This window comes from Marinospirillum alkaliphilum DSM 21637 (assembly GCF_900119735.1).
Lineage (GTDB): Bacteria > Pseudomonadota > Gammaproteobacteria > Pseudomonadales > Halomonadaceae > Marinospirillum > Marinospirillum alkaliphilum.
On sequence record NZ_FPJW01000001.1, the window covers coordinates 387,133 to 411,819 of the forward strand.

Below are 24,687 nucleotides of genomic sequence, written 5' to 3' on the forward strand. Positions count from 1 at the left end.
ATTGAGGTGATAACAGACAAAGACCTCGGTAAACCGAGACTGCATTGTCAGAGAAAAATGGAGGTCAAGGAAGGTGGCGGATTGTCGCAGAAATGCAGAACAGGGCGGAATCTTTTATACTGCGCGGCTGTGAAAGATTCTACCATCCATCAGTCTGAAGGTTAAATACCCATGACCGTGCGCACCCGCATTGCTCCTTCGCCAACCGGTGATCCTCACGTTGGTACGGCCTATATTGCCTTGTTTAACCTGTGTTTTGCGCGCCAGCACCAAGGCCAGTTTATTCTGCGTATTGAAGACACTGACCAGCAGCGTTCAACCCGTGAATCAGAACAGCAGATTTTTGATTCATTGCGCTGGTTGGGTCTGGAGTGGGATGAAGGTCCGGATGTGGGCGGCCCCCATGGCCCTTATCGTCAGAGTGAGCGGCGGGAGCTGTATGCCGGTTATGCCCAGGAACTGCTGGACAAGGGTAAGGCATTCAAGTGTTACCGTACCCCTGAAGAGCTGGATGAGCTGCGTCGTGAGCGTCAACTGGCAGGAAAATCCACTGCTTTAAAACCCTCAGATCTTTATCTGCCGGATGATGAGGTTGCCCGGCGTGAAGCCGCTGGAGCGCCCTATGTGGTGCGCATGCTGGTACCGGAAGAGGAAGGTGCCTGCGTGATTGATGATCTGTTACGCGGCCGTATTGAGCTGGACTGGGGCATGGTGGATGCGCAGATTCTACTGAAGTCCGATGGTATGCCCACTTACCACCTGGCCAATGTGGTGGATGATCACCTGATGGAAATCACTCATGTGCTGCGCGGTGAGGAGTGGATCAACTCAGCACCCAAACACAAGTTGTTGTATGAGTACTTCGGTTGGCAGATGCCGGTGCTCTGTCATCTGCCGCTGTTGCGTAATCCTGATAAGTCCAAGCTGTCCAAGCGTAAGAATCCGACTTCCATCACCTTTTACCAGCGTATGGGTTACCTGCCGCAGGCGGTGATCAACTATCTGGGGCGCATGGGTTGGTCGATGCCGGATGAGCGGGAAAAATTCAGCCTGGATGAAATGATTGCTCACTTTGATATCTCCAGGGTATCCCTGGGTGGTCCGGTGTTTGATGTTGAAAAACTCAGTTGGCTGAATGGGGTGTACCTGCGTGAAGACCTGTCAGACGAGCAGTTTATTGCCGAGCTGATGAAGTGGGCCTTTAATAGCGATTATGTGCGTCAGATCATTCCACAGCTGCGTCCGCGGGTGGAAACCCTGTCTGATGTTGCTCCCTTGGCGGCTTTTTTCTTCAGTGGTCTGCCAAAACTGCAAAAAAGTGACTTCCTGGCGCTGGGCATGGAAGAGGAAGCGCTGGTCGAGTTGCTGCAGTTTCTGGTGTGGGAAATGGATGCATTGCGCGACTGGAACAAGGACGGCATCATGGCGTGTGTTAAAGCGCTGAGTGAGCAGGCGGGATTAAAAATGAAAGCCTACCTGCAGCCGGTGTTTCTTGCTGTGAGCGGCAGCACCAGCTCCACTTCAGTGCTGGATGCCATGGTGATCCTGGGGCCGGACATGAGTCGTGCCCGCTTGCGTCATGCCTTGGATCTGGTGACTGAGGGCGGTGTCTCGAAGAAGCAGGCCAAGAAACTCGAGAAGGCTTATCAGCTGTTTGGTGAATCCAAAAAACTTTGAATTCATTGGAGAAAAGTCTTGACGGTGCGTAGGGTCGGCAGTAATATACGCACCGTCTTCCGGACATCGTGGGGCTATAGCTCAGCTGGGAGAGCGCCTGCCTTGCACGCAGGAGGTCAGCGGTTCGATCCCGCTTAGCTCCACCAAAGTTTTTTATAAGACCTGATAAACGTTTTATGAAAAGCTTTAGAGTGATAAAACGTCCCATTCGTCTAGTGGTCCAGGACACCGCCCTTTCACGGCGGTAACAGGGGTTCGAACCCCCTATGGGACGCCACTTGTTTCAGTGATTCTTCAGTGTTAAACCCCGCCTTTCAAAATAACTGACCTGGTGTCGGTTTTTTTCGTTTTCAGTGTCTGATCTTTACGATATCCCTGGCTCGATTCGAGACTGTGGGTTGGTTGTTTTCGAGTAAGTGCTTGATTCCTCCCGCATCCATGCGAATCACAAGGCAAAACAGATGGAAAGATGAGTTTTGTTGTTGATCAGAGTTCGTCTAGCAGCAGGTCGTTGGATAGCTGATAACGGGCTGGATCATCCGGGCCGATCAGCTTACCAAGCGAAGGCGTTTTGTTCAGGTCTACATCACGCATCGGGATAGCCTGATTGCTTTGTTTGTTGTACACCAGGCGCACCACCTGCGGCTGATGATCTTCATTCTGGCGTTTGACAAAGCCTAAATCGCCATTTTCAAAACTGACCAGTGAGCCAATGGGGAAAAGCCCCTGGCGTTTGATGAGTTGTTGTACGGCAGCCAATTCAAGTTGCTGTTGCATCCCCATCAGGCGTTTGTAAGCAACTGCATGGGGTAAGCCAGCCTTGTAGCTGCGACCATTGGTCATGGCATCAAAGACATCAATCACTGCCGCCAGTTTGCCAACGGGACTGATGGAGATGCTTTTCAAGTGTTCGGGGTGCCCGCTGCCGTCCAGGCGTTCACAGTTCTGAGTGGCCACAAGCAGCGCAATTTCGGGAGTGCCTTGCTGGCGTGAAAGGATTTCACGGGTCAACAGGGAGTGTTTGTGCATTACCTTGGCTTCCTGCTCAGTCAGGTCACCCCCTTTGCCGATGATGCGCTCAGGGATAAGCCCTTTACCCAGATCGTGGCACAAGCCGGCAAACATCAAATTGCGCAGGTAGTCCTTGTCGCGTGATTTGGGGTTGGTGACATTGTGCTGGGTTTGATCGACCAGCAGCACCGCAACACTAACGGAGTGTTCATAAAGGTAGTTGCCAATGGTGCGGATACGTGTGTATAGAATCAGTTCCTGGCGATCCTGTTCCAGGGCTTGCAGCAACAGGTCACAAACTTCCCAGATTTCCTTGATGGAAAGAGGGTTCTTTTCCCTTAGTTGCATGACCAGGCGGCGAACAGCACCCACAGCCTTGGTGTGAGCTTCAGCAATGCTGATTTTTTCTGGCAGTGCCGGATTGGGTTCATTCCGCTCCTGGTTTTTGCCCGTTTCATCCTTTTTGCCGTCTTTGCCCTTTTCCTTGTTGGCAGCAGGTGGGGTAAAGAGTTCTGAGGCTGGTGCAGAAATGGCGTTGCCGCTGCTGGCACGGGCGTTGTCGCGTTGAAGTTCGGTGACCACAAAGGAGATCTGGCGATCCAGCTTGGGGTTCATGTTAATGAACTGGCAGCCAAGGCTGCTGATGTCGCGGTTTTCATCATACCCGACATGGCGAACGGCAATACCCAGGTCAATCAGATGGCCGTTGGGGAAAATGATATGGCAGCTGGTGTATTCAGTGTTTTTGGGTAGTGCTTCCTGCAGATCGCCGGGTACTTCAATCTGGCAGCCCTGGGCAGACAGGTCGCGCAGCAGGCCTTCATGTGCCCAGGTTGGGTTTTGTGGAATGATGTTGTCGTATTCGTCCCGTTTGACGGGTGGCACCTTTACGCCAAGGCGAACCGGGATTTCCAGTGACATGCGAATGGGGGCGCGATAAAACTGACGCCTTTGTAAAAATTGCAGCTCCGTCGGAAAGGGGATCTTGTAGATCGGGCTACCTTCCTTTACAGCCCTGCCGGAAGCCTGCATGTGGGCTGCGCTGATTTTGCAGCCGTCGTGAAAGCTGTCAAAGCTGAAGGGGATGGCTTTGGCCATCAGTTCATCACCCCACTTGGGAGTGACTTCATCGAGCAGGAAATAACCTTCCTTGTAGTTAACCGCCAGAACCATGCTGGTGTAATAGTCCGCCACTGAATCAAAGTGCAGTTTCAGGGGGGTGTGCTTGGACTGCAGGCGGCGCAGCAGACGATAGACGCCTTCCGGTGACTTGATCAGTTGACCCTCAGGTTTGTTTTGGTGCGCACCTGAGTTGTTATCGGTTCTGCTTTCTTCCATAGTTGCCACTAAGTCGGTCCTGGCTCGGTGAGGGTTGGCCAATGCTCCTTAATACCTTTTCATGTGTCAAAAATCAAGATTAAGTCATTGATTTTTGCAAGAAAGAGCAAGGGCCTTGAGTTGTGGGTGCAGCTGAATGCCTTTAGTTCTTATTGTCAGCCGGTTTCGAGAAGGCCTGCAGGCGTCGTAACAAGCTGGAGGTATCCCAGCGGCCGCCGCCAAGTTGTTGAACTTCAGAATAAAACTGATCAACCAGGGCTGTCACGGGAAGTTGTGCATTGATCTGGCGAGCCTGTTCAAGGCAGATGCCCAGGTCCTTACGCATCCAGTCTACCGCAAAACCATGTTCATACTCATTGGCAATCATGGTTTTGTGACGGTTGTTCATTTGCCAGGAGCCGGCCGCACCCAGACTGATCACATCAATCACCTTTTGTTGATCCAGTCCGGCTGCAGCTGCAAAGTTGAGTCCTTCCGCAAGCGCTTGCACCAGGCCGCCAATACAAATCTGGTTGACCATTTTGGTGAGTTGTCCTGAGCCGGCAGGGCCCATGTGGGTGACCGCCTTGGCAAAACATTGCATGATCGGTTCGCCACGCACAAAGGCTGCATTGTTACCGCCAACCATGATGGTGAGCTGGCCGTTTTCAGCGCCTTGTTGGCCGCCAGATACGGGGGCATCCAGAAAATCAATTTGTTTCTGGTCGCAGCATTCGACCATTTCTTTGGCCAGGCTGGCGGATGCAGTGGTGTGGTCGATGATCAGGCTGCCGGGTTTAAGGCTTTCCAGCAGGCCGTTGCGCCCACTGATGACTTCACGAACATCGGCGTCATTGCCAACGCATAGCAGCACAATTTCAGCATCGGCCGCTGCCAGAGCCGGGGTGCGTGCGGCCTGTTGACCAGGATGGCGCTCGGCCCAGGCCTGTGCCTTTTCAAAAGTGCGGTTGTACACAGTGACTTGATGGCCCGCTTTGACCAGGTGGCTGGCCATTGGTGCTCCCATAACACCCATGCCGATAAAGGCTAATTTACGGGATGAAGTCATTGGTGGCTCCTGTGATTGTTGGGTGGTCGTTTGTCTTTATTGCACACAGCTTAATGGGCTGCATCATTTACAGCAATGCATAAAAAAGGCTGCCCGCAGGCAGCCTTTTAAGTGGGTGGCCAGAATCAGCGCTGAGGATAGTCGCGCTGAGGAGCACCGGTATACAGCTGGCGTGGGCGACCAATTTTGTAATCGTTGCTGATCATCTCGTTCCAGTGAGAGATCCAGCCAATGGTGCGGCTCATGGCAAAAATTACGGTGAACATGGCGGTCGGAATGCCAATTGCTTTCAGGATGATGCCGGAGTAGAAGTCTACGTTCGGGTAGAGGCGGCGAGACTTGAAGTAGTCGTCTTCCAGGGCGATCTGCTCCAGGCGCTTGGCGATTTTCAGTTGTGGGTCATCAGCCATACCCAGCTCTTGCAGTACTTCATCACAGGTCTTTTTCATGACTCTGGCGCGAGGATCGAAGTTGCGATAAACACGGTGACCAAAGCCCATCAGTTTGAAGGGGTCGTTTTTGTCTTTGGCGCGTGCAACAAACTCGTCGATGCGTGACTCGTCACCAATTTCATCCAGCATGGTCAATACCGCTTCATTGGCACCACCGTGAGCCGGTCCCCATAGGGCGGCAATACCGGCAGCAATACAGGCGAAGGGGTTGGCGCCAGTGGAGCCAGCCAGGCGTACGGTTGAGGTTGATGCATTTTGCTCGTGGTCAGCATGCAGCATGAAAATGCGATCCATGGCCTTGGCAAACACCGGGTTAACCTTGTATTCCTCGCAGGGTGTTGCAAACATCATGTGCAGGAAGTTTTCTGCGTAGGTCAGGTCATTGCGCGGATAAACAAAGGGCTGGCCAGTGGAGTACTTGTAACACATGGCTGCAATGGTTGGCATCTTGGCGATCAGGCGATGGGCAGATACTTCGCGGTGATAAGCATCACTGATGTCCATGGCTTCGTGATAAAAGGCAGACAGTGCGCCAACCACGCCACACATGACGGCCATTGGGTGGGCGTCACGGCGGAAACCTTTGAAGAACTGGGTCAGCTGTTCGTGTACCATGGTATGACGACGGATGGTGTTTTCGAACTTTTCACGCTGAGCCGGGGTAGGTAGTTCGCCGTTCAGCAGCAGGTAGCAGAGCTCAACATAGTCAGAGTGTTCTGCCAGTTGCTCAATGGGGTAGCCGCGATGCAGCAGGATTCCCTTTTCGCCATCAATAAAGGTGATCTTGGATTCACAGGAGGCGGTGGCCAGAAAACCAGGATCGTAGGTGAACATGCCGGTTGCACCGCCGAGGCTGCGCACGTCAATCACGTCAGGACCAGTGGTGCCGCTCAGGATCGGGAATTCGATGCTCTGCTCAAGACCATCAACGGTCAGTACTGCTTTCTTGTCAGCCATAAGGCCTCCTTATTTATTTTTGGTCACACTTGCCATACAAAAATTCAAAGTCGCACCACTATAAAAGGCTTGAATGACTTGTCAATTGAGCCAATGGGCTAGGTTGAGGGGTTGCTGGGCTGCCAGAATGCGCCACGCCTGAGTTTCAGGCCGTACATTAGATTGGCTTATTTTGATGCAGCGCACAACCTTTGGCTAGATTGCACAAGCAGAAGCGGGTTCCTATAATCGGCGACCTGCACCAGGGGGAAGTAGTACTGCAGCAGAACTGACTGGATCAGCCCGTTCTGGCAAGTGCTTCTTATTACAATCGCTTGTTGCCGGGGAAACCTGTGCAAGCACCATAAGAGTGTGTAGAGCCGTGAAAGACAAAAGACCTGTAAACCTCGATCTATCGACGATCAAACTTCCTTTGTCAGCGCTGACATCGATTACTCACCGGATTACCGGTGTGATCATGTTTGTCGGCCTGATTTTTATGTTCTGGGCACTGGATGTGTCGCTGTCCTCTCCTGAGGGCTTCGAAACTGTCAAGACTGTATTGCAGCAGAATTTCCTCGCCAAGTTTGTGCTTTGGGGCCTGTTGTCTGCGTTGGCATACCACTGCGTGGCGGGTGTTAAGCACCTGATCATGGATCTGGATATCGGTGTGACTCTGGAAGGCGGTCACAAGATGTCTCAGGCGGTAGTGGCTGTTTCTGTTGTTCTTGTTCTGCTGGCGGGGGTCTGGGTATGGTAACCAATATCACCAACTTTGGTCGCAGCGGCCTATCTGACTGGTTGATGCAGCGTATTTCAGCGGTCATCCTGCTGGCTTACACCCTGTTTATGGTTGGCTTTTTCCTGCTGAATCCCAATCTGGATTACGCGGCCTGGTCAGCACTCTTTCAGTGCACTCTGATGCGCATTTTCAGCCTGCTGGCGCTGTTGTCGCTGGCTGCACACGCCTGGATTGGTCTGTGGACCGTATCCACTGACTACATGAAAGCAACCGGTGTGCGTCTGGTGTTCCAGGCGGTGGTAGCGCTGGGTCTGTTTGCCTATGTGGTCTGGGGCGTTCAAGTTTTGTGGGGAGCATAATCCATGTCAGTTCTTCGTACTCTCGAATTTGATGCCATCATTGTCGGTGGCGGCGGTTCCGGTCTGCGTGCTGCGCTGCAGCTGGCTCAGTCCGGTCGCAAGACAGCAGTTATTTCCAAGGTGTTCCCGACTCGCTCGCATACAGTGTCTGCTCAGGGTGGTATCACCTGTGCCATCGCTTCTGATGATCCGAATGATGACTGGCGCTGGCACATGTACGATACCGTCAAGGGTTCCGACTACATCGGTGACCAGGACGCGATCGAATACATGTGTAATGAAGGCCCGAAAGCGGTATTTGAGCTGGAGCACATGGGTCTGCCTTTCTCCCGTACTGAACAAGGCCGTATCTACCAGCGTCCGTTTGGTGGTCAGTCTAAAGAGTTTGGTAAGGGTGGTCAGGCTGCACGGACCTGTGCCGCTGCTGACCGTACCGGCCATGCGCTGCTGCATACGCTGTATCAGGCTAACATCAAGAACAACACCACTTTCCTGAATGAGTGGTATGCCGTTGATCTGGTGAAAAACGCCAAAGATGACGTGGTGGGTTGTATTGCCATGTGCATTGAAACCGGTGAAACCGTATTTGTGAAGTCCAAGGCCACGGTACTGGCCACCGGTGGTGCGGGCCGTATTTATGCCTCGACCACCAATGCCCTGATCAACACCGGTGACGGTATTGGTATGGCGCTGCGTGCCGGCTTCCCGATGCAGGATATGGAAATGTGGCAGTTCCACCCAACCGGTATTGCTGGTGCGGGTGTACTGGTGACCGAAGGTTGCCGTGGTGAAGGTGGTTACCTGATCAACAAGGATGGCGAGCGCTTTATGGAGCGTTACGCTCCGAACGCCAAAGACCTGGCGGGGCGTGACGTGGTTGCACGCTCCATGGTTCTGGAAATTCTGGAAGGTCGTGGTGCCGGTGAGAAGGGTGACCATGTATTCCTGAAGCTGGATCACCTGGGTGAAGACGTACTGAACAAGCGTTTGCCGGGTATCTGTGAGCTGTCCAAAACCTTTGCTCACGTGGATCCGGTCAAGGCCCCAATTCCTGTGGTGCCAACCTGCCATTACATGATGGGCGGTATCCCGACCAATATTCATGGTCAGGCCATCACTCGTGATGCCAACGGCAACGACAAGATTGTTAACGGTCTGTTTGCCTGTGGTGAAGCGGCTTGTGTATCTGTGCATGGTGCCAACCGTCTGGGCGGCAACTCGCTGCTGGATCTGGTGGTGTTCGGTCGTGCAGCAGGTCTGTACATCGAGCAGGCGCTGGATCAGGGTATTGCTTATGACGAAGCTTCTGCTTCCGACATTGAAGCATCCATGAAGCGTCTGACGCGTTGGAATGAATCCAAAGGTGGTGAGTCTGTTGCGGCACTGCGCGCCGAGCTGCAGACCTGCATGCAGAACTACTTCGGTGTATTCCGCGATGGTCAGTACATGGAGAAGGGTATTGCCCAACTGAAAGATCTGCGTGGTCGTATTGCTGAAGCCCACCTGGGTGACAAGAGCAATGCTTTCAACACGGCCCGCATCGAAGCACTGGAGCTGGACAACCTGTTGGAAGTGGCTGAAGCCACTGCCATTGCCGCCAACGAGCGCAAGGAAAGTCGTGGTGCCCACAGCCGTAACGATTACCCGGAACGTGATGACGTGAACTGGCTGAAGCACTCTCTGTACATGCCGGCAACCAAAACCCTTGAGCAGCGCGACGTTAATATGGCGCCGAAGCTGGTGCAGGGTGAACTGCTGAAGTACTTTGAACCCAAAGTACGTACTTACTGATCAGACTTGCCGATTTGGAGAACAAAATGCTTCAGGTATCTGTGTATCGTTACAATCCGGAAACGGATAAAGCGCCTTACATGCAGGACTTTGAAATCGACACCAAAGGCAAGGACCTGATGGTGCTGGATGTTCTGGCCCTGGTGAAGGAAAAAGACAATGGTATGGCTTATCGTCGCTCCTGCCGTGAAGGTGTGTGTGGTTCTGATGGCATGAACATGAATGGCAAGAATGGCCTGGCCTGCGTCACACCCCTGTCCGAAGTGGTCAAGGGTGGCAAGCTGGTGCTGCGCCCGCTGCCGGGTCTGCCGGTCATTCGTGACCTGGTGGTGGACATGAGTCTGTTCTACCAGCAGTACGAGCGCATCAAACCCTTCCTGATTAATGACACTCCGGCCCCGGCCATTGAGCGTCTGCAAACTCCGGAAGAGCGTGACAAGCTGGACGGCCTGTACGAGTGTATTCTCTGTGCTTGCTGTTCCACTTCCTGTCCGTCCTTCTGGTGGAATCCTGACAAGTTTGTTGGTCCTTCCGGTTTGCTGCAGGCCTACCGCTTCCTGATCGACAGTCGCGATACGGCCACCCGCGAGCGTCTGGCTGATCTGGATGATCCGTTCAGTGTGTTCCGCTGCCGCGGCATCATGAACTGTGTGTCCGTATGTCCGAAGGGTCTGAACCCGACCCGGGCTATCGGCCACATTCGCGACATGTTGCTGGCCAACGCGACCTAAGGTTTTTTTTGCCCCTTGTAAAAAGGGGCTTTTATGCACCAAAAGTCGTGGGCAAAACCCTGTACCGGCACTGTCGTTTTTCTGTCAGTCGGGTACAATACGCAAGCAGAAGCCGGTGTGATCCACCGGCTTCTGACTAAATTGAGAAACCATCAGGGGATACGGGTTTTCCCCGTTTGTTCGCGGCGGCCAGGGGAACTGAGAAAGTAGATTCTGAACAGGCGAACAGCCCGGTTCAGAAAATGACTCAGCGGTCGAAGCGAATGGACTCCCCTTCATGCAGGGTGATAACAGAATGCAAGAAGGCAGCATGGAGTTTATGTGGAACACCTCCCATACCTATGGGGGCAACGTCCACTACATCGAGGATCTCTACGAAGAGTATCTGAACGATCCCAACGCCGTTCCGGAGCAATGGCGTGAATATTTCAACAAGCTCCCCCGCCCGGAAGGCGCACCTGCGCAGGATCTTCCGCTCGCTCCCGTCCGCGATCATTTTTCCCAATTAGCCCGCCAGCGTGTTTCCCGTGCTGCTTCAGGCAGTGTGGATAGCGCGCACGAGAAAAAGCAGGTCAAGGTACTGCAGCTGATTAATGCCTACCGTTTCCGTGGTCATCAGCACGCCAAGCTTGATCCGCTTGAGCTGATGAAGCGTCAGCAAGTGCCCGATCTTGATCTTGGCTTCCACCAGTTGGGTAAGGAAGACCTTGAACAAGAATTCCAGACAGGCTCCCTTTTTATCGGTAAGGAAAAGGCAACCCTGCGAGAGATCCATGAAGCAGTCACCCAAACCTACTGTTCCACCATCGGTGCTGAGTTTATGCACATTGTGGATACAGAAGAGAAGCGTTGGCTGCAGCAGCGTTTTGAGTCAGTGCGCTCAAAACCGGAATACAGTGCTGAAGTTCGCAAACACCTGTTGGAGCGACTGACAGCTGCTGAAGGCCTGGAAAACTACCTGGCCTCCAAATACCCGGGCACCAAGCGTTTTGGTCTGGAGGGCGGTGAGTCCTACATTCCGATGATGGATGAAATCATTCAGCGCTCTGGTTCCTATGGTGTTAAAGAAGTGGTGATTGGTATGGCCCACCGTGGCCGTCTGAACACCCTGGTTAACATCCTGGGCAAAAACCCCTCTGATCTGTTTGATGAGTTTGACGGCAAAAAAATGTTTGCCGATGGCTCCGGTGACGTTAAGTATCACCAAGGCTTCTCGTCCAACGTGATGACTCCCGGTGGTGAAGTGCACCTGGCACTGGCTTTTAACCCGTCACACCTGGAAATTGTTTCCCCGGTGGTGGAAGGGTCTGTGCGTGCTCGTCAGGATCGCCGTGATGACCGTACCGGTGAGCTGGTACTGCCGATTTCCATTCATGGTGACTCTGCCTTCTCTGGTCAGGGTGTGGTGATGGAAACCTTCCAGATGTCCCAGACACGCGCCTACAAAACGGGCGGTACCATCCACATCGTCATCAATAACCAGGTGGGTTTCACCACTTCCAAGCCAGAAGATACCCGTTCTTCCGAGTATTGCACTGATGTGGCAAAAATGGTTTCTGCGCCCATTTTCCACGTGAATGGTGATGATCCTGAAGCGGTACTGCACGTCACTCAGGTGGCAGTGGACTATCGCATGCAGTTCAAGAAAGACGTGGTGATTGACCTGGTTTGCTACCGTCGTCGTGGTCACAACGAAGCGGATGAGCCGTCCGGTACTCAGCCGCTGATGTACCAGAAGATTGCCAAACACCCATCAACACGCAAAATTTACGGTGAAAAACTGGTTGCAGCGGGTGTGATCACCGCTGAAGAAAACCAGAAGTTCAGCGATGATTACCGTGATGCACTGGACAATGGTCAGCATGTTGCCAAATCACTGGTGAAAGAGCCCAACAAGGCGCTGTTTGTTGATTGGACGCCTTACCTGGGTCACAAGTGGACTGCCAAATACGACACCAGTGTGGATATCAAGCATCTGCAAGAACTGGCCGCTAAAATGTGTGAAGTCCCGGAAGGCTTCCAGATGCAGCGCCAGGTTGCCAAGATCTACGAAGACCGCCGCAAGATGCTGGCCGGTGGCATGGCTCTGAACTGGGGCTTTGCCGAGGTGCTGGCTTATGCGACGCTACTGGATGCCAACCACCCGATCCGCATCACCGGTCAGGACGTGGGTCGTGGTACCTTCTCTCACCGCCATGCCGTACTGCACGATTACAATGATGCTCGTGTCTATGTGCCGTTGCAGAACCTGAAAGAAGGCCAGCCGAAGTTTGTGATTCATGACTCCTACCTGTCTGAAGAGGCAGTACTGGCGTTTGAATATGGTTATGCCACCACCATGCCGAATGCACTGGTGATCTGGGAAGCTCAGTTTGGTGATTTTGCCAACGGTGCCCAGGTGGTGATGGACCAGTTCATTTCTTCTGGTGAAACCAAATGGGGTCGTCTGTGTGGTCTGACCATGCTGCTGCCGCATGGTTATGAAGGTCAGGGCCCAGAGCACTCTTCAGCCCGTCTGGAGCGCTACCTGCAGCTTTGTGCTGAGCACAACATTCAGGTTTGTACACCAACAACACCTTCGCAGATTTTCCACCTGCTGCGTCGTCAGGTGTTGCGTCCGTTGCGCAAGCCGTTGGTGGTCATGTCACCAAAAAGCCTGCTGCGCCACAAGGATGCCATTTCCAGCCTGGAAGACCTGGCCAATGGTCACTTCCAGACGGTGATTGGTGATCAGGCAAACCTCGATCCGAAAAAGGTCAAGCGTGTGATTCTCTGTGGCGGCAAGGTTTACTACGACCTGGCTGCCAAGCGTGAAGAGATGGGCAATACCGATACCGCCATTGTGCGTATTGAGCAGCTGTATCCCTTCCCGGAAGAGGATCTGGAAGCTGAGCTGGCACAGTACACCAATCTGGAACATGTTGTCTGGTGTCAGGAAGAGCCCCAGAACCAGGGTGCCTGGTACTCCAGCCAGCACCACATGCGTCACGTGCTGAGCCGTGTTAAACCTGAGCTGACTCATCAGCTCAAGTTTGCCGGTCGTCCGGCCTCCGCTGCGCCGGCTTGTGGTTATGCCAGCGTGCACGTTGAGCAGCAGAACAAACTGGTTGCTGACGCCTTCGAGGCATAACAGCAGGTAAACCTCAACAAGTCCGGGTCAGTTGGCCCGGACCACAAAGAATAAAACAGGAAAGGTATAACATGGCCATCGAGATTAAAGCTCCAACTTTCCCCGAGTCGGTTGCCGAAGGCACCGTAGCAACCTGGCACAAGCAGCCTGGTGAAGCCGTCAGCCGTGATGAAATTCTGGTTGATATCGAAACTGATAAGGTGGTGCTGGAAGTTCCATCTCCTGCTGATGGTGTGCTGGAAGAAATTATTGCTGCTGAAGGTGACACTGTTGCCTCTGAACAGCTGTTGGCACGCGTGAAAGAAGGTGCTGTTGCTGCAGCCCCGGCTGCTGCCAAGCCTGCAGAAACCGCTGCACCTGCTGCTTCTGAAGAAGCTGAAGTTGTTGGTGACAAGCGTGTTGCACCTGCTGCTCGCAAACTGGCTGCTGAAAAGGGCCTGGATCTGGCTGCCATTCAAGGCAGTGGCAAGGGTGGCATGATCACCAAGGAAGACGTACTGAAAGCTGCTTCTGCTCCAGCCGCCAAACCTGCAGCTGCACCTGCTGCCGTTCAAGTGACTGCAGCTCCGGGTGAGCGCATCGAGAAGCGTGTTCCGATGAGCCGTATGCGTCAAACCATTGCCAAGCGTCTGGTACAGGCTCAGCAAACTGCTGCCATGCTGACCACTTACAATGAAGTGGACATGAAGCCTGTCATGGATCTGCGCAAGCAGTACAAGGACCTGTTCGAGAAGCGTCACAATGGTGTGCGTCTGGGCTTCATGTCCTTCTTTGTGAAGGCCGCCACTGAAGCACTCAAGCGTTTCCCGGATGTGAATGCCTCCATTGATGGCACTGACATTGTTTACCATGGTTATCAGGACATCGGTGTTGCAGTATCCACTGATCGTGGTCTGATGGTTCCGGTTCTGCGCGATTGTGACTCCATGAACCTGGCTGATATCGAAGGCACCATTGCTGATTTTGGCAAACGTGGCCGTGAAGGCAAAATTGGTATCGAAGACCTGCAGGGCGGTACCTTCACCATCACCAACGGTGGTGTATTCGGCTCCCTGATGTCCACTCCGATCATCAACCCGCCGCAGACTGCGATCCTGGGTATGCACAAAATCCAGGAGCGTCCGATGGCTATTAATGGTCAAGTGGTTATCCGTCCGATGATGTATCTGGCGTTGTCTTACGATCACCGCATGATTGACGGCAAGGATGCTGTACAATTCCTTGTTACCATCAAGGAACTGCTGGAAGATCCGGCGCGTATTCTGCTGGATGTCTAAAAGCCGGGAAGCAATCCATCCTGAGACCCTGAAACAGGAACAGAGATATGTCTGACAAATTTGATGTAGTGGTCATTGGTGCGGGTCCTGGCGGTTATGTTGCCGCCATCCGCGCAGCACAGCTGGGCCTGAAAACTGCCTGTGTTGAGAAGTGGGTAAATAAAGAGGGTAAAACCGTACTGGGTGGCACCTGTCTGAACGTGGGCTGTATTCCGTCCAAGGCATTGCTGGAAGCTTCGCACAAGTACCATGAAGCCAAGCATGATTTTGACACCTTTGGTATTGAAGCCAAAGACGTCAAAATGGATGTCAAAAAGATGGTTGCCCGCAAGGACAAGATTGTTACCCAACTGACTGGCGGCATTGCCATGCTGTTCAAGGCCAATGGTGTCACTCCTTTTGAAGGTACTGGCAAGTTGTTGGCTGGCAAAAAGGTTGAAGTGACAGGTCATGACGGTAAAACCCAGCTACTGGAAGCTGAGAATATCATTATTGCATCCGGTTCTGTGCCGGTTGAAATTCCACCAGCGCCGCTGACTGAAGGCCTGATTGTAGATTCCACTGGTGCACTGGACTTCACTGAAACCCCCGCACGTCTGGGCGTAATTGGTGGTGGTGTCATCGGTCTGGAGTTGGGTTCTGTGTGGAGCCGTCTGGGCTCTGAGGTCACTGTGTTTGAAGCCATGGATACCTTCCTGGCCTCAATCGACCAGCAGATTGCCAAAGAAGTCAAAAAATCACTGACCAAACAGGGTCTGCAGATTGAGCTGGGTGCTCGCGTTACTGCGACCAAGGTGAAGGGTAAAGAAGTTGAAGTGACCTACACCGATGCCAAGGGTGAGCACAACAAGGTTTTTGACAAGCTGATTGTTTGTGTGGGTCGTAAACCTTACACCAAGGGTGTGCTGGCTGATGACTCCGGTGTATCACTGGACGAGCGTGGTTTCATCTTTGTTGATGATCAGTGCCGCACTTCTGTACCGGGTGTTTATGCCATTGGTGATGTGGTGCGCGGCCCGATGCTGGCACACAAGGCATCTGAAGAAGGTGTGACAGTTGCTGAGCTGATTGCTGGTCACAAGGCCGAGATGAACTATGACGCCATTCCTGGCGTAATTTACACCTTCCCGGAAGTGGCTTCTGTCGGTAAGACCGAAGAAGAGCTGAAGGCAGCGGGTGTACCCTACAAGTCCGGTGTGTTCCCCTTCTCCGCGATTGGTCGTGCCATGGCCAACAACTGCACTGAAGGTATGGTGAAAATCCTGGCTCACGAAGAAACTGATCGTGTACTGGGCATGCATATTTTTGGTCAGAACGCCGGTGAAATGATTCACAATGGTGTTATTGCTCTTGAGTTTGCTTCTTCGGCTGAAGATCTGGCGCTGATGTGTTTTGCACACCCGACCCTGTCCGAAGCAGTTCACGAAGCAGCTCTGGCTGTGGATGGTCATGCCATTCACATGGCCAACCGCAAGAAGCGCTGATTTAATCAGTTGTAAGGTTTGTGGGTCAGCCTGACCGGCAGACTCACTGGGGATAAACCCTGTCAGAACATTGGTTACAAGCCGGTGTTCGGACAGGGTTTATCAGGATCGCAAGTAACAGACAAAGACGGCATTGAATATGAACCTGCACGAATATCAGGGAAAAAAAATTTTCGCCGATTACGGTCTGCCAGTTTCCACCGGTTTTGCAGTAGACACCCCGGAAGAAGCTGCAGAAGCCTGTAAAAAAATCGGTGGCAACATGTGGGTTGTTAAGGCCCAGGTACACGCTGGTGGCCGTGGTAAGGCTGGTGGTGTAAAACTGATCAAGTCTGCCGATGAAGCAGCTGCTTTTGCCAAGCAGTGGCTGGGCAAGAATCTGGTAACCTACCAGACTGACAAAAATGGTCAGCCGGTTAGCAAGATTCTGGTAGAAAGCTGCACCGATATCGCCAATGAACTGTATCTGGGTGCGGTTCTGGATCGTGCAACTCGTCGTGTGGTTTTCATGGCCTCTACTGAAGGCGGTGTGGAAATCGAGAAGGTTGCCGAAGAAACTCCAGAAAAAATTCTCAAGGCCATCATCGACCCGCTGGTCGGTGCTCAGCCTTACCAGGCCCGTGAACTGGGCTTCAAACTGGGTCTGAACAGTGAGCAGATCAAGCAGTTCACCAAGATCTTCCTGGGTCTGTCCCAGATTTTCCAGGACAAAGATCTGGCGCTGATGGAAATCAACCCGCTGGTCATCACCGAGCAGGGCAATCTGCACTGCCTGGATGCCAAACTGGTTGTGGACAGCAATGCCCTGTACCGTCACAAAGACCTGCAGGAAATGCGCGATCCTTCTCAGGAAGACGAGCGTGAAGCCAATGCTGCCAAGTGGGAACTGAACTACGTTGCTCTGGATGGCAACATCGGCTGCATGGTTAACGGTGCCGGTCTGGCCATGGGAACCATGGATATTGTTAACCTGCACGGCGGCCAGCCAGCCAACTTCCTTGACGTAGGTGGCGGTGCGACCAAAGAGCGCGTTGCTGAAGCATTCAAGATCATCCTGTCTGACAGCAATGTTAAAGCCGTACTGGTCAATATCTTCGGTGGTATCGTTCGTTGCGACATGATCGCTGAAGGTATCATTGGTGCGGTTGAGCAAGTGGGTGTAAAAGTGCCCGTGGTTGTCCGCCTCGAAGGCAACAACGCAGAACTGGGTTCCAAAAAGCTGGCTGACAGCGGTCTGAACATCATTGCGGCCACCAGCCTGACCGATGCAGCTCAGCAGGTTGTTAAAGCTGCGGAGGGCAAATAATGAGCGTATTGATCAATAAAGACACCAAGGTTATCTGCCAGGGTTTCACCGGTGGTCAGGGTACTTTCCACTCTGAGCAAGCGATTGCTTATGGCACCAAGATGGTTGGTGGTGTTACTCCCGGTAAAGGTGGTACCACTCACCTGGGTCTGCCGGTTTTCAACACCGTAAAAGAAGCGGTGGAAGCAACTGGTGCAGAAGCTTCTGTGATCTACGTTCCGGCTCCCTTCTGCAAGGATTCCATCCTGGAAGCAGCCAACGCTGGTATCAAGCTGATTGTGACCATCACCGAAGGTATCCCGACGCTTGATATGCTGGACTGTAAAGTCAAGTGTGACGAGCTGGGTGTTATCCTGATCGGCCCGAACTGCCCCGGTGTGATCACTCCCGGTGAGTGCAAGATCGGTATCATGCCGGGTCACATCCACAAGCCTGGCAAGGTTGGTATCGTATCCCGTTCCGGCACCCTGACTTACGAAGCTGTTAAGCAGACCACTGATTACGGTTTTGGTCAGTCTACCTGTGTTGGTATCGGTGGTGACCCCATCCCCGGTTCCAGCTTCATCGACATTCTGAAGCTGTTCCAGGAAGACCCGCAGACTGAAGCGATTGTAATGATCGGTGAAATCGGTGGTTCTGCCGAAGAAGAAGCGGCTGCCTTCATCAAGGCCAATGTCACCAAGCCTGTTGTGTCTTACATTGCCGGTGTGACTGCACCTGCTGGTAAGCGCATGGGTCACGCGGGTGCCATTATCGCTGGTGGTAAGGGTACCGCTGCCGAGAAATTTGCTGCCTTGGAAGATGCTGGTGTCAAGACCGTGCGTTCTCTGGCCGACATCGGTGCAGCCCTGAAAGAAGTGACTGGCTGGTAAGTTCCAGCCTGTGACCTGAGTCAATCTGCTTCGGCAGGTTGACCATCCATAAAACCGCCTGATGATTTGATCAGGCGGTTTTTTTTTATGGGTATGGGTATGGGGTTGCAGATTTTTTGCCCAATGCTGGTCAGCGTCTTGGATCGGTACTGATCACATACTCGCGTTCAGTATTGGCATCACGAAAGGTTTTCAGTGCGGGTGTGGACTCCAGCTGGAATTGTTCACGAAAATCAATCCAGTCCAGCAGGCAATAAAGGCAGATGGCTGGATAGTTCCAGTTGTCAAAGTGGCCGCTGCTGACCATGCCTTCCAGGTGCATCATCAGGTTATTGATGCGCTCACGCTGGAGGTTGAAATAGAGTGCATCCTGATCAACATCCACGCCAGATTTTTTCAGCAGGAACAACTGCACAAAAGCCGTATTGGCTTCATCAATCAGGGTGAGCTGGTTGTCTTCACGAACACCAACCGTTTCCCGCTGCAGCCGGTCATTCAGATGATAAAAGATCACCCTTGAGTCATAGATGGTGTCCTTGCCGAGTTGCAGCAGTGGGATTTTGCGTGCCGGACTGACTGCTTCAAGCTGTTTTCGGCCTTCGGGTAAAAAAATATCCATGGCCACAAACTCATAATCGGCATGCTCCAGCCAGATTCTGAGTCGGCGTACATAGGGTGATGTGGCAGAACCATAAAGCTTCATAAGACTCCCCTTTGCATCTGGTCGCGTTCAATGCTTTCAAACAGGGCGCGGAAATTACCCTCACCGAACCCTTCATCGCCCTTACGCTGGATAAGCTCAAAAAAGATCGGTCCTATCACAGTATGAGTGAAGATCTGCAACAATAAACCACCTCCGGGTGTTGGTGCACCATCCAGCAGTATTCCCAGTTGCTTCAGGTGTAAGACATCCTCACCATGACCGGGCAGGCGTTGTTCCAGCATTTCATAATAACTGTCGGGTGGGGCTGCCATAAAAGTCACACCACCTTGCAGCAAGGCTTCCACGCTGTCATAGATGGAGGCGCAGCTTAAAGCGATATGTTGTATGCCTTCCCCGCGGTAGCTGCGCAGGTATTCCTCAATCTGACTTTTATCATCCGCTGACTCATTGATGGGAATGCGAATTTTGCCGCAGGGGCTGGTCATGGCGCGGGATTTGAGTCCGGTCAGTTGCCCTTCAATGTCAAAGTAACGGATTTCACGAAAATTAAACAAGCGTTGATAAAAGTCGGCCCACTGATCCATGTGCCCCCGATAAACATTATGGGTCAGGTGATCAATGGATTGCAGACCCACCCCCTTGGGTTGCTGATCAACACCTTCCAGTGGCACAAAATCCAGGTCATAAATGCTGTGCCCCGGGGTGTAACGATCCACTAAATAAATCAGGCTGCCACCGATGCCTTCAATAGCCGGTATATTCAGCTCCATCGGTCCAACCGGGTTGGCAATGGCCCGAGCACCCAGGCTAATGGCTCGTTCATAAGCCCAGGCCGCATCAGCAACTCTCAGTGCCATGGCACAGGCACTGGGGCCGTGTTGCCGGGCAAAGCGACGGGCAAAGGCATCTGCTTCAGCATTCACAATAAAGTTGATGTCACCCTGGCGAAACAGGGTCACCTGTTTTGAGCGATGACGGGCGATAGCTGTAAAACCCAGGGATTCAAAAAGCTGGTGCAGTTGTTGTGGGTCTTCGGCTGTGTATTCAACAAACTCAAAGCCATCAGTCCCCATGGGATTGGCCGGAGTGATACAGGCCGGGTTGACAGGCAACGACATGGTAAAGCTCCTGTTTTTTTATTGTTCTGAGAAGGGCTGTTAAACAGGAGTGTAGGTGTTGTCCGGTATTTTTCCACCTGTCGCCAGTGGGGTAAATGGCTATTAGCAGATGGTCTGACAGGATGAAGTCTAAGGCTTGATCAGGGTGTTTTAGTGGGGTTGTTCAGGTGGGGTACGGATTAATTTGCCTGCCAGTATCTGTAGTTTCGGAGCACCCAGCAGGATCAGTGCAAAGGCAATCGGCCAGGCAATGTAAAAGGCACGCCACCAGCGGGCAATGAAATCACTGTCCATTCCGGTGTTCACCAGGGTGATGACAAAGGTCATGATGGTGACCATGTAAATGGACATGATGAAAGAAAAGACATAACGGGTATAACGGGGTGGAAACAGCATCAGTGACTCCAGCTTAATTAAGGATCTGCTTATTTTAAGAGCTCTGGGCAGTTTTGCACAGGGCGATATCCCTGTGGAAGGCTTCCTGGTACTTCCCTCGCAAAACTTTTCAGAAAGGCTTTCTGTCGTTATGCTAGTCAAACAAGTGTTTGTCTATGGACGCTGCTGGAAAGATCAATGACCAATGAACAACGCCTGACGGGCTTAAAGCGTTTCATGACCCTGATTCCTCACTGCAAGATGCTGAACATGCAGGTGGAAGCAGTCAGCGAAACAGATCTGGTGCTGTCTCTGGAAGGGGATCAGCGTTTTGTGGGTAATGCCCGTGATCAGCTGATTCACGGTGGATTGTTGACCGTGCTGATGGATACTGCCTGTGGTTCGGCAGCCATTCTGGCTTTGCCGGAACCGGAAGTCTGTCCAACCGTGGATTTACGGATGGATCACTACCGGGCAGCCTCGGCCGGGCAAAGGCTTTTTTGTCGCGCCCGTGTGACGCATCTGGCGCGTCAGATCGTTTTTACCGAAGGATGGATCTGGCAGCAACAAGAGGATCATCCGGTCGCCAAGGGAACCGGTACTTTTATGCGCCTGGGCCCGGAACGTACTCCAAAAGGTTTTGCCCAGCATTTATTTGGTACCGGAGGTGCGGCATGAATGAGAGTGACCTGCAGTCCGGTCAGTTGGGTGAACGCCTGACAGCAACCACCATCAATGGTTGGTTTGATCTGATCCCTTACGCCCGATTGATTGGTGTTCAGGCGCTGGAGCAGGGTGATGAACTCTTGTTCCAACTGCAGCCGGAAAGCAGCAATGTCGGTAATCCACTGTTACCTGCCTTGCATGGTGGGGTGGTGGCGGCCTTTATGGAAACCGCAGCAGTGCTGAGTGTGATGGCTCACACCGGTGGCAAGCGGGTGCCCAAGGTGATCGACTTCTCGATTGACTACCTGCGATCTGCTCGTCTGGAACCGACGCTGGCCAGTTGCCAGTTGGGGCGGCTTGGCAAGCGGGTGGTGAATGTTTCTGTTGCGGCCTGGCAGGGTGAGCGACGTGATGAGCCGGTGGCACTGGCCAGAGCACACCTGGTATGGCCGGAATAAAAGACTTGAAATTCAGCTGAATGCCCCCATCTATGCGGATATCCCAACCAACAACATGATGTTCAGGAGTCCGCATAATCATGAGCCAGGCAGAAAAACAGACACTGGGTTTCCAGACGGAAGTCAAACAGCTGCTGCACCTGATGGTGCACGCACTTTATTCCAACCGCGAAATCTTTCTGCGCGAACTCATTTCCAATGCCTCAGATGCTTGCGACAAGCTGCGCTTTCAGGCGATTGCCCACCCGGCATTGCTGGAAGAAGATCCAGAGCTGCGGGTGCGTATCAGCTTTGATGAAAAAGCCGGTACCCTGACGCTGGAAGACAACGGCATCGGTATGGATCGTGAAGATGTGATTGCCAATCTGGGCACCATCGCCCGTTCAGGCACGGCCGAATTCATGAAGCAACTCACCGGCGATCAGAAAAAAGACTCCCACCTGATCGGCCAGTTTGGTGTCGGTTTTTATTCAGCCTTTATTGTGGCTGATGAAGTGACCGTGGAAACCCGTAAAGCAGGTGCTGCACTGGCTGATGCAGTGCGCTGGACTTCAAAAGGTGATGGTGAGTTCACCGTTGAGAGCATTGAGCGCGCGCCACGAGGCACCCGCATTACCCTGCAGCTGAAAGAAGATGCCAGCGAATTTGCCAATGGCTGGCGACTGCGCAACATCATTCACAAGTACTCGGATCACATCGGCTTACCGATCCAGTTGCAGAAGGATGTTGAGGTGGACTCCGAAGGCGAGCAGGCCAGTGCCGTTGAATGGGAAACCATCAACAAGGCCAATGCGCTGTGGACTCGCAGCAAGAGCGACATCAAGGAAGAAGAATACAAGGAGTTTTACAAACACGTTGCTCATGACTTTGAAGATCCGCTGGACTGGAGCCACAACAAGGTGGAAGGCAAGCAAGAGTACACCTCTCTGCTGTATGTGCCAAAACGGGCACCCTTTGACCTCTATCACCGCGAAGCGCCACGTGGCCTGAAGCTTTATGTGCAGCGGGTATTCATCCTCGACAATGCCGAACAGTTCCTGCCGCTGTACCTGCGTTTTATCAAGGGTGTGGTGGATTCTTCTGACCTGCCGTTGAACATCTCCCGTGAGATTCTGCAGCAGAATCCGCAGATCGACAGCATGAAAACCGCACTGACCAAGCGCGTGTTGAGCCTGCTGGAAAAAATGGCGGAAGACAAGGAAAAATATCAGGGCTTCTGGAAAGAGTTTGGCCAGGTATTGAAGGAAGGGCCGGGTGAAGACTATGCCAACCGTGAGCGCATTGCCGGTTTGTTGCGTTTCAGTTCCACCAGTGAAAATGAGCAGTCAGTCAGTCTGGCGGATTATGTCAGCCGCATGAAGGAAGGTCAGGACAAGATTTATTACCTGGTGGGTGAAAGCCTGGCGCAGGTGAAATCCAGTCCGCACCTGGAAGTATTCCGTAAAAAAGGCATCGAAGTGCTGCTGCTGACCGATCGCATTGATGAGTGGCTGATGAGCCACCTGAATGAGTTTGATGGCAAGTCTTTTGTGGATGTGGCACGGGGTGATCTGGATCTGGGCGCGCTGGATTCTGAAGAAGATAAAAAGGCTCAGGAACAGGCCAGTGAAACCAAAAAAGACCTGCTGGAGCGCATCAAGAAGTCACTGGAAGAGCGCGTCAGTGAAGTCAGGGTTTCCACTCGTCTGACTGATTCTCCGGCGGTGCTGGTGATTGGTGCAGGTGATCTGGGTGTGCAGATGCGCAAGATTCTGGAGGCAGCAGGTCAGAAAGCACCGGACAGCAAACCCATTCTGGAGATCAACCCAGGTCATCCGCTGATTGAGCGTCTGGAAGCTGAGCAGCAGGAAGGGCGTTTTGGTGAGCTGGCATTGCTGCTGTGTGACCAGGCGGCACTGGCCGCCGGTGAAAGTCTGGAAGATCCGGGCCAGTTTGTGCAGCGGCTCAACCGTTTGTTGCTGGAGCTGAGCAGCCACTGATGGCTTCATCGCAACACTAAACTCAAGTCAGGCTCAATACAAATCGAGCCTGACTTGTATTTGATATGTAATACTGATTGATTTATTTGTAACTATGGTATTTTTAAATCGATACCATTGAGAATTCTCATCATCTCTTCACCAGTTATTCTGGACAGCCTCAAATCACCTCGGTAAAGTTTACTCATCAAAGCATTATAACGAACAAGGGTGGAGTGATTTGTGGAACGTAGAACACTTCTGAAAGCGCTGTCTGTCACTGGTTTTGTGGCGCTTGGCAGTGGCTCGGTGCTGCGCCAGATACATCTGAATAGCCAGTTGCAGGAAAGTTTTGGCATGGGTGCACTGCAAGGTCAGTGGGCAGCATCCAACCTGCAGTATGGCATGGAAGATATTTTGCCAACTGAGTTGAGTCAGGCCCTTTCTGCTGTCCACCAGCAAGCTGCAGCTCAGGCTGCTGCCAGCGGTCAGAATGACGCCCAGACGCGCATTCGTTATTTTGAAAGCGTGTTTGATGATGACTACTTCCTGCCTGCCGACAAGCATGATGTCATGATGGCTGCTTATCAGCGCCTGGATCGTGTGCAGTCCTATGTTGGACATGGCAACTTCAATCTGCTGTCTTTTGATGATGCCCTGCGTTTTGCACGTAACTATTCAGAAATCGGCGCCTTTACCCAGGCAGAGCTGGATTTCCTGGATGAGCTGTATCACACCGATGCACGCCTTTACGGTTTCTACGGTGAACGGGTCATGGATACCCTGACTGCCAGTATTTCCCGCAAGGATGTGATTGGTGTTGGTCGTACCGGCCACTTCCTGTTCAAAGGCAAGTCAGAAGCCTTTTATGATCGACTGTTAAAAGAAGTCGGTGATGACCTGGTGCTGACGTCCGGTGTGCGTAGTATGGTTAAACAGATGCACCTGTTCCTGGCCAAGACGGAGCAGTCTGCCGGTAATCTGTCCAAGGCTTCACGCTCGCTGGCTCCGCCCGGTCACTCTTACCATGCTGTGGGCGACTTTGATGTGGGTAAGGTGGGCTTTGGTTATCGCAACTTCACTGATGACTTTGCTGATACTGATGTCTACAAGCGTCTGCAGGATCTGGGTTTTGTCGAGATTCGCTACACCACAGACAATAACTATGGTGTTCGTTATGAGCCCTGGCATATTCAGGTCACTTGATGCAGCATTAGACAAGTACAACAAAAATCCCGGCCCTGGCCGGGATTTTTGTTGTATGATGTAATTAATTGTTATCAATATTTCTGGT

20 protein-coding genes and 2 tRNA genes are annotated in these 24,687 nt (G+C 52.6%); 16 read left to right on the plus strand and 6 right to left on the minus strand.

What is annotated here, in order from left to right:
- Positions 1-171 precede the first annotated feature (171 nt).
- From gltX to BT114_RS01910, 3 genes are all read left to right on the plus strand, one after another.
- Positions 172-1,677: a glutamate--tRNA ligase gene (gltX, locus tag BT114_RS01900; protein WP_072324608.1), complete on the plus strand. Its 1,506-nt coding sequence runs from the start codon at positions 172-174 to the stop codon at positions 1,675-1,677.
- Between the two features lie 70 nt (positions 1,678-1,747).
- Positions 1,748-1,823, plus strand: a tRNA-Ala gene (locus tag BT114_RS01905).
- A gap of 55 nt (positions 1,824-1,878) precedes the next feature.
- Positions 1,879-1,954: transfer RNA gene (locus tag BT114_RS01910), tRNA-Glu, on the plus strand.
- 209 nt (positions 1,955-2,163) lie between these two features.
- On the opposite strand, the gene BT114_RS01915 is transcribed toward BT114_RS01910, so the two are convergent.
- From BT114_RS01915 to gltA, 3 genes are all read right to left on the minus strand, one after another.
- Entirely contained in the window at positions 2,164-4,026 is a 1,863-nt protein-coding gene (locus BT114_RS01915) for an HD domain-containing phosphohydrolase (RefSeq protein ID WP_072324609.1), read from the minus strand.
- A gap of 142 nt (positions 4,027-4,168) precedes the next feature.
- Positions 4,169-5,074: an NAD(P)-dependent oxidoreductase gene (locus BT114_RS01920; RefSeq protein WP_072324610.1), complete on the minus strand. Its 906-nt coding sequence runs from the start codon at positions 5,072-5,074 to the stop codon at positions 4,169-4,171.
- A 125-nt stretch (positions 5,075-5,199) separates the two neighbouring features.
- The gene (gene gltA, locus BT114_RS01925; RefSeq protein ID WP_072324611.1) at positions 5,200-6,483 is read right to left on the minus strand and encodes a citrate synthase; all 1,284 of its coding nucleotides are present in this window, start codon (positions 6,481-6,483) and stop codon (positions 5,200-5,202) included.
- 361 nt (positions 6,484-6,844) lie between these two features.
- Between gltA and sdhC the strand changes: the two genes are divergently transcribed.
- The 9 genes from sdhC (at position 6,845) to sucD (ending at position 18,154) form a co-directional block, all read left to right on the plus strand.
- Positions 6,845-7,222, plus strand: coding sequence for a succinate dehydrogenase, cytochrome b556 subunit (sdhC, locus tag BT114_RS01930; protein WP_218163435.1), 378 nt, complete (start codon positions 6,845-6,847; stop codon positions 7,220-7,222).
- Positions 7,216-7,563 carry a succinate dehydrogenase, hydrophobic membrane anchor protein gene (gene sdhD, locus BT114_RS01935; protein ID WP_072324613.1) on the plus strand — a complete coding sequence of 116 codons (348 nt, stop codon included), beginning with the start codon at positions 7,216-7,218 and terminating at the stop codon, positions 7,561-7,563. Before sdhC ends, sdhD begins: the two co-directional genes overlap by 7 nt.
- 3 nt (positions 7,564-7,566) lie before the next feature.
- Entirely contained in the window at positions 7,567-9,354 is a 1,788-nt protein-coding gene (sdhA, locus tag BT114_RS01940) for a succinate dehydrogenase flavoprotein subunit (protein ID WP_072324614.1), read from the plus strand.
- 26 nt (positions 9,355-9,380) lie between these two features.
- Positions 9,381-10,085 (plus strand): succinate dehydrogenase iron-sulfur subunit, encoded by a 705-nt coding sequence (locus BT114_RS01945; RefSeq protein WP_072324615.1) that lies wholly within the window; start codon positions 9,381-9,383, stop codon positions 10,083-10,085.
- Between the two features lie 295 nt (positions 10,086-10,380).
- On the plus strand, positions 10,381-13,215 hold the full coding sequence (locus tag BT114_RS01950) for a 2-oxoglutarate dehydrogenase E1 component (RefSeq protein WP_072324874.1): 2,835 nt from the start codon (positions 10,381-10,383) through the stop codon (positions 13,213-13,215).
- Positions 13,216-13,286: 71 nt separating this feature from the next.
- Positions 13,287-14,492, plus strand: coding sequence for a 2-oxoglutarate dehydrogenase complex dihydrolipoyllysine-residue succinyltransferase (gene odhB, locus BT114_RS01955; protein ID WP_072324616.1), 1,206 nt, complete (start codon positions 13,287-13,289; stop codon positions 14,490-14,492).
- 47 nt (positions 14,493-14,539) lie between these two features.
- Positions 14,540-15,976: a dihydrolipoyl dehydrogenase gene (gene lpdA, locus BT114_RS01960; RefSeq protein ID WP_072324617.1), complete on the plus strand. Its 1,437-nt coding sequence runs from the start codon at positions 14,540-14,542 to the stop codon at positions 15,974-15,976.
- 139 nt (positions 15,977-16,115) lie between these two features.
- Positions 16,116-17,282 (plus strand): ADP-forming succinate--CoA ligase subunit beta, encoded by a 1,167-nt coding sequence (gene sucC, locus BT114_RS01965; protein ID WP_072324618.1) that lies wholly within the window; start codon positions 16,116-16,118, stop codon positions 17,280-17,282.
- On the plus strand, positions 17,282-18,154 hold the full coding sequence (gene sucD, locus BT114_RS01970) for a succinate--CoA ligase subunit alpha (RefSeq protein ID WP_072324619.1): 873 nt from the start codon (positions 17,282-17,284) through the stop codon (positions 18,152-18,154). The genes sucC and sucD overlap by 1 nt, the downstream gene beginning before the upstream one ends.
- A 130-nt stretch (positions 18,155-18,284) precedes the next feature.
- Here sucD and BT114_RS01975 read toward each other — a convergent pair whose 3' ends face one another.
- From BT114_RS01975 to BT114_RS01985, 3 genes are all read right to left on the minus strand, one after another.
- Entirely contained in the window at positions 18,285-18,857 is a 573-nt protein-coding gene (locus BT114_RS01975) for a glutathione S-transferase family protein (protein ID WP_072324620.1), read from the minus strand.
- The gene (hppD, locus tag BT114_RS01980; RefSeq protein ID WP_072324621.1) at positions 18,854-19,936 is read right to left on the minus strand and encodes a 4-hydroxyphenylpyruvate dioxygenase; all 1,083 of its coding nucleotides are present in this window, start codon (positions 19,934-19,936) and stop codon (positions 18,854-18,856) included. The genes BT114_RS01975 and hppD overlap by 4 nt, the downstream gene beginning before the upstream one ends.
- Positions 19,937-20,086: 150 nt before the next feature.
- Entirely contained in the window at positions 20,087-20,332 is a 246-nt protein-coding gene (locus tag BT114_RS01985) for a DUF2798 domain-containing protein (protein ID WP_072324622.1), read from the minus strand.
- A 177-nt stretch (positions 20,333-20,509) separates the two neighbouring features.
- Here BT114_RS01985 and BT114_RS01990 point away from each other — a divergent pair, with 177 nt between their 5' ends.
- The 4 genes from BT114_RS01990 to BT114_RS02005 all read left to right on the plus strand — a co-directional run bounded on the left by BT114_RS01990 (position 20,510) and on the right by BT114_RS02005 (position 24,599).
- A complete protein-coding gene (locus BT114_RS01990) occupies positions 20,510-20,989 on the plus strand; it encodes a PaaI family thioesterase (protein WP_072324623.1) in 480 nt (159 codons plus the stop codon).
- Positions 20,986-21,435, plus strand: coding sequence for a PaaI family thioesterase (locus BT114_RS01995; protein ID WP_072324624.1), 450 nt, complete (start codon positions 20,986-20,988; stop codon positions 21,433-21,435). The genes BT114_RS01990 and BT114_RS01995 overlap by 4 nt, the downstream gene beginning before the upstream one ends.
- A gap of 80 nt (positions 21,436-21,515) precedes the next feature.
- Complete coding sequence (gene htpG, locus BT114_RS02000) at positions 21,516-23,414, plus strand: molecular chaperone HtpG (protein WP_072324625.1); 1,899 nt, start codon at positions 21,516-21,518, stop codon at positions 23,412-23,414.
- Positions 23,415-23,636: 222 nt separating this feature from the next.
- Positions 23,637-24,599: a M15 family metallopeptidase gene (locus BT114_RS02005; RefSeq protein WP_072324626.1), complete on the plus strand. Its 963-nt coding sequence runs from the start codon at positions 23,637-23,639 to the stop codon at positions 24,597-24,599.
- The last annotated feature ends 88 nt before the right edge of the window (positions 24,600-24,687 follow it).